The organism is Archangium violaceum Cb vi76, assembly GCF_000733295.1.
Taxonomy (GTDB): Bacteria; Myxococcota; Myxococcia; order Myxococcales; family Myxococcaceae; genus Archangium; species Archangium violaceum.
In genome coordinates this window covers 1-4996 of the sequence record NZ_JPMI01000281.1, presented here as the reverse complement: position 1 = coordinate 4996, position 4996 = coordinate 1, and the positions used below count along the sequence as shown (strand labels likewise).

The following is a 4996-nucleotide window of genomic DNA, read 5'->3' as shown; positions in this document are numbered from 1 at the left end:
ACACCGTTGCCGGCGACGGCGCCCCTGGCGCGGGCATCGAAGGCGCGGCAGTGCCCATCCGGCGAGAGGATCATCCCCTCCTGGTAGACGTAGCCCGTCTTCTGGGGGATGGCGAGGTTGGTGGCGCCGGCGAGGGCCACGTCGGACCGGCGCTGATGCAGGCTCTCACAGGCCATGTGCACGGCCACCAGGCCCGTGGAGCAGGCCGTGTACACCATGAGGCTCTCACCGGTGAGCCCCAGCTTGTAGGAGGTCTTGGTGGCCGTGCCCTGGTGAGACGCGTTGGTGCTCGCCTCGAAGAAGGCGGCGGGATCCAACGGCACGGTCTTCTGCACCAGCTGCGAGTAGCCGGAGTCCGAGGCACCCGCGTACAGCGAGATGAGGCCCTGGACACGATCCGGATCGACACCGGCGTCTTCCAGGGCGCTCCAGGCCGTCTGGAGGAAGAGACGTTGCTGCGGGTCCATCCCCTGGGCTTCACGCAGGGAGATGTCGAAGAAGCCGTGGTCGAACTTGTCGGCGTCCGTGATCACACCCCCCGCGGGGACGAACTGGGGGTGCTGCCATTGGAAGATGCCTTCGGGGAGACCGGGGATCGCCTCCACCTCCTCGGGAGAGAAGCGGGAGATGGACTCCACGCCCTGGCGCAGGTTGTGCCAGAACTCCTCGACGGAGCGCGCTCCCGGGAAGCGGCCGGACATGCCGATGATGGCGATGTCCTCCGCGCTGGAGCGCTCGGTGGCCTGGGCCGCCTCCTCCTGCTCGCGAGGCGCCAGAGCCGAAGCCGGAGCCGGTGCGATGCCCGAGTCCATGCGGGCGGCCAGCTCGCTGATGGTGGGGTGCTCGAAGAGCCAGGTCACCCGCACCTCGCGACCCGACTCCTCGCGTATCCGGGCCGCGACCTTGATGACGGACAGAGACGTGCCGCCGAGCTTCTCGAAGAAGTGGTCATCCACGCCCACGTCCTCGATGCCCAGCTCCTGGGACCAGATGGAGACGAGCTGCCGCTCCAGGGGCGTGGTGGGCTCCACGAAATGGCCGGTGCGGCCGGAGGAGGCGGCGTCGGGAGGAGGAAGGGCCTTGCGGTCCACCTTGGAGGTGGAAGTGAGGGGGAGCGCCTCGAGGCGGACGAGCGCCGAGGGCAGCATGAAGTCGGGCAGGCGCTGCTTGAGGAAGGAGCGCAGGGCCGAGATGTCGAGCTGCTGGGAATCTCCGGTGACGTAGGCGACGAGGTACTTGTCGCCAGGGGTGTCCTCGCGGACGACGGCGACGGCCTCTCGCACCTCGGGGTGGGAGAGGAGGGCGGCTTCCACCTCGGGCAGCTCGATGCGGAAGCCGCGCAGCTTCACCTGGGAGTCAATGCGGCCGAGGAAGTCGATGGTGCCATCCGCGCGCCAGCGGGCGATGTCACCCGTGCGGTAGAGCCGCTCACCGGGCTGTGATGCGAAGGGGTTGGGGAGGAAGCGCTCGGCGGTGAGGTCCGGCCTGGAGGTGTAGCCGCGAGCCAGCCCCTCGCCCCCGATGAAGAGCTCTCCGGGGACACCGGGGGGCACGGGCTGGAAGGAGGCGTCCAGCAGGTACACCTGGGTGTTGGCGATGGGGGCGCCGATGGAGACGGAGGCGCCCACCTGCTCGGGCAGGGTGAGGGGGAGGCAGGTGGAGAAGACGGTGCTTTCCGTGGGGCCATAGCCGTTGGTGAGCGGGATGCGCAGCTGCTCGAGCACGCGGCGAGCGTGAGGCGCGGAGAGGACGTCACCCCCCACGAGGAGCTGGCGCAGTCCGCGCAGGCCGTCGAGCTTGTGGTCGACGGCCAGGGAGAACAGGCCCGCGGAGAGGTAGAGGGTGGAGACGTTGTGCCGGGAGAGGACCTGGGAGAGGAGCTCCAGATCGCTGGGCGACTGGGGAGGGAAGACGACGAGGCGGCCACCGAAGAGCAGGGGTCCCCAGATCTCGAACGTGGTGGCGTCGAAGGAGGTGGGGGAGTGGTGGAGGAAGCTCGTCTCGGGCCCGAAGTGAGCGAAGCGGGCGCCGTGGAAGAGGCGGAGGACGGCGCGGTGCTCGATGGCGACGCCCTTGGGCCTGCCGGTGGAGCCCGAGGTGAAGTTGACGTAGGCGAGGTTGCGCGAGGTGACGCCGGAGTCCGGAGCGGACGTGGGTAGGCCCTCCAGTTCCAGCTCCTCCCAGGCGAGGCAGGGCAGCGAGTCAGGGAGGGTGAGGGCGGAGCGCAGCGCCTGGGTGGTGAGGAGCAGCCGGGGAGGAGCGTCCTCCAACATGAAGGCGAGGCGCTGGGCTGGATAGGTGGCGTCGAGCGGGAGGTAGGCACCGCCAGCCTTGAGAATGCCCAGGAGGGAGATGATGAGCTCCAGGGAGCGCTCGAGGCAGAGGGCGACGAGGGAGTCGGGCCCCACGCCGTGCGAGCGCAGGAGGTGGGCGAGCTGGTTGGAGCGCGAGTCCAGCTCACGCCAGGAGAGGCTCTGCTCGCCGAACTCGACGGCGATGGCGCCGGGGCGCAGGGAAGCCTGCTGCTGGATGAGGTGGTGGATGCAGGCGTCGCGGGGGTAGTACCGCTGCGTCTGGTTCCAATCGACGAGCACCTGCTGACGCTCGGCCTCGGAGAGCAGGGACAGCCCGGAGAGAGGAGCGCCGGGGCGCGAGAGGGCGGCCTCCAGGAGGACCTGGAAGTGCCCCATCATGCGAGCGGCGGTGGAGTGCTCGAAGAGATCGGTGGCGTACTCGAAGACGCCGTGGAAGCCGTCCTCGGAGGGGGCGAAGATGAGGTTGGCGTCGAATTTGGCGACGTTGCCCTCCTCCTCGAGGGGAAGCAGCTTCAGCCCCGGAAGCGCCATCTCGGGCATGGGCGCGTTCTGCAGGGTGAACATGACCTGGAAGAGCGGCGAGCGGCTCAGGTCACGCTGGGGCTGGAGCGCCTCGACGAGCTTCTCGAAGGGCATGTCCTGGTGCTCGAAGGCGCCGAGCGTGGTGTCGCGCACCTGGTGGAGCAGGGCGCGGAAGGAGGTGACGCCGGAGAGGCGAGCACGCAGGACGAGGGGATTGACGAAGAAGCCGATGAGGCCTTCCAGCTCGCCGCGGTTGCGGCCGGCGATGGGCGAGCCCACGCAGATGTCGTCCTGCCCCGAGTAGCGCGAGAGCAGCACCTGGTAGATCGCGAGCAGCACCATGAAGGGCGTGGCACCCTCCTGCTGCGCGAGTGACTTCACGGCCAGGGACAGGGGGGGCGACAACCGTAGGTGGCAGAGGGCACCCTGGTGCGTCTGCACGGGAGGCCGAGGCTTGTCCGTGGGCAGCTCCAGCGCACGAGGCGCATCCGCCAACCGCTGGCGCCACCAGCCGAGCTGCTTCTTGAGCACCTCGCCCTGGAGCCAGCCGTGCTGCCAGGCCGCGTAATCCGCGTACTGCACGGGCAGCTCGGGCAGGGAGGCGGGCAGGCCCCGCGAGAAGGCCTGGTAGAACGCGGCCAGATCCCGCACCAGCACGCCCATGGACCATCCATCGGAGATGATGTGGTGCAGCGTGAGCATGAGCACGTGCTGTTGCTCTCCCACGCGCAGCAGCAGGGCACGCAGCAGGGGTCCACGGCCGAGGTCGAACGGCCGCTGTGCCTCCTGCGTGGTGTGCTTGTGCACCTCGGCCTCACGCCTGGCGGAGGGCAGCGAGCGCAGATCCACCACCTGCAGCGGCAGCGGGCCAGGCGGGGCGATGACCTGGGTGGGCTGGCCCCGCTCACTCTGGAACGTGGTGCGCAGCGACTCGTGACGCCGCACCAGCGCGGAGAGGCTGTTCTCCAGCGCCGGGACGTCCAGCGTGCCTTCCAGCCTCAAGGCGGTGGGCACGATATAGAAGGAGCCGCCCGGCTGGAGCTGATCCAGGAACCACAGGCGCTGCTGGGCGAAGGACAGGGGCAGCGGGCCCTCGCGCGAGACGCGGGTGAGGGGCGGGGCCTGAGTGCCCTGGCTGGCCTCGAGCGACGGGTCGAGCTTCAGCGCGAGCGCGGCGATGGTGGGCGACTCGAAGAACTCGCGCAGGGGCAGCTCGGCCTTGAAGGCGGTGCGGATGCGCGAGAGGGCCTGCGTGGCCAGCAGCGAGTGGCCACCCAGCTCGAAGAAGTTGTCGTGGATGCCGATGCGCGGTGCGGTGAGCACCTCGGACCAGAGTTGCGCGAGGCGCCGCTCGGTCTCGTTGCGCGGAGCCACGTACTCCCGGCTCGACTGCGCTTGATCCGGCACGGGCAGGGCCTTGCGGTCCACCTTGCCGTTGGGGTTGAGCGGCAGCGTGTCGAGCTTCACCAGGGCGGCCGGGACCATGTAGTCCGGCAGCTTGTCCTTGAGGTACGCCTTGAGCTCGGAGACCTCGAGGCCCTGGCCCTCACGAGCCACGACGTAGCCCACCAGACGCCTGTCGCCCGGGGAGTCCTCGCGCACCATGACCACGGCCTCACCCACGCCCGGGTGGCCCGCGAGCGCGGACTCGACTTCACCCAGCTCGATGCGGAAGCCACGGAGCTTCACCTGGGCGTCCACGCGGCCCAGGAAATCGAGGTTGCCCTCGGGCAGCCAGCGAACCATGTCGCCGGTGCGGTAGAGGCGCTCACCGGGTTGGGAGGCGAACGGGTGGGGGACGAACTTCTCGGCCGTGAGCTCGGGGCGGTGCAGGTAACCCCATGCGAGGCCCTCGCCACCGATGTGCAGCTCACCGGGGACACCAACCGGCACGGGCTGCCCGTTGAGATCGAGCACATACAGCGTGGTGTTGGACAGACCGCCACCAATGGGAATGGTGGTGGCGCCCTCACGCACCTGCCGCACGTGGTACCAGGTGGCGAAGGTGGTGCTCTCGGTGGGGCCGTAGGCGTTCATCAGCTTGCCCGGGGCCCCCTTCTGGAGCACCTCGCGCACCCACCTGGGGTCGGCGGCCTCGCCACCGATGAGCAGCTGACGCAGGCCGGAGAAGGACTGGGGACGCTCTCGGGCCACCTGGT

1 protein-coding gene is annotated in these 4996 nt (G+C 69.5%); it reads right to left on the bottom strand.

The features are described from left to right. A partial coding sequence (locus tag Q664_RS39045) for a non-ribosomal peptide synthetase (protein WP_152622593.1) occupies positions 1-4996 on the bottom strand: 4996 nt, incomplete at both ends.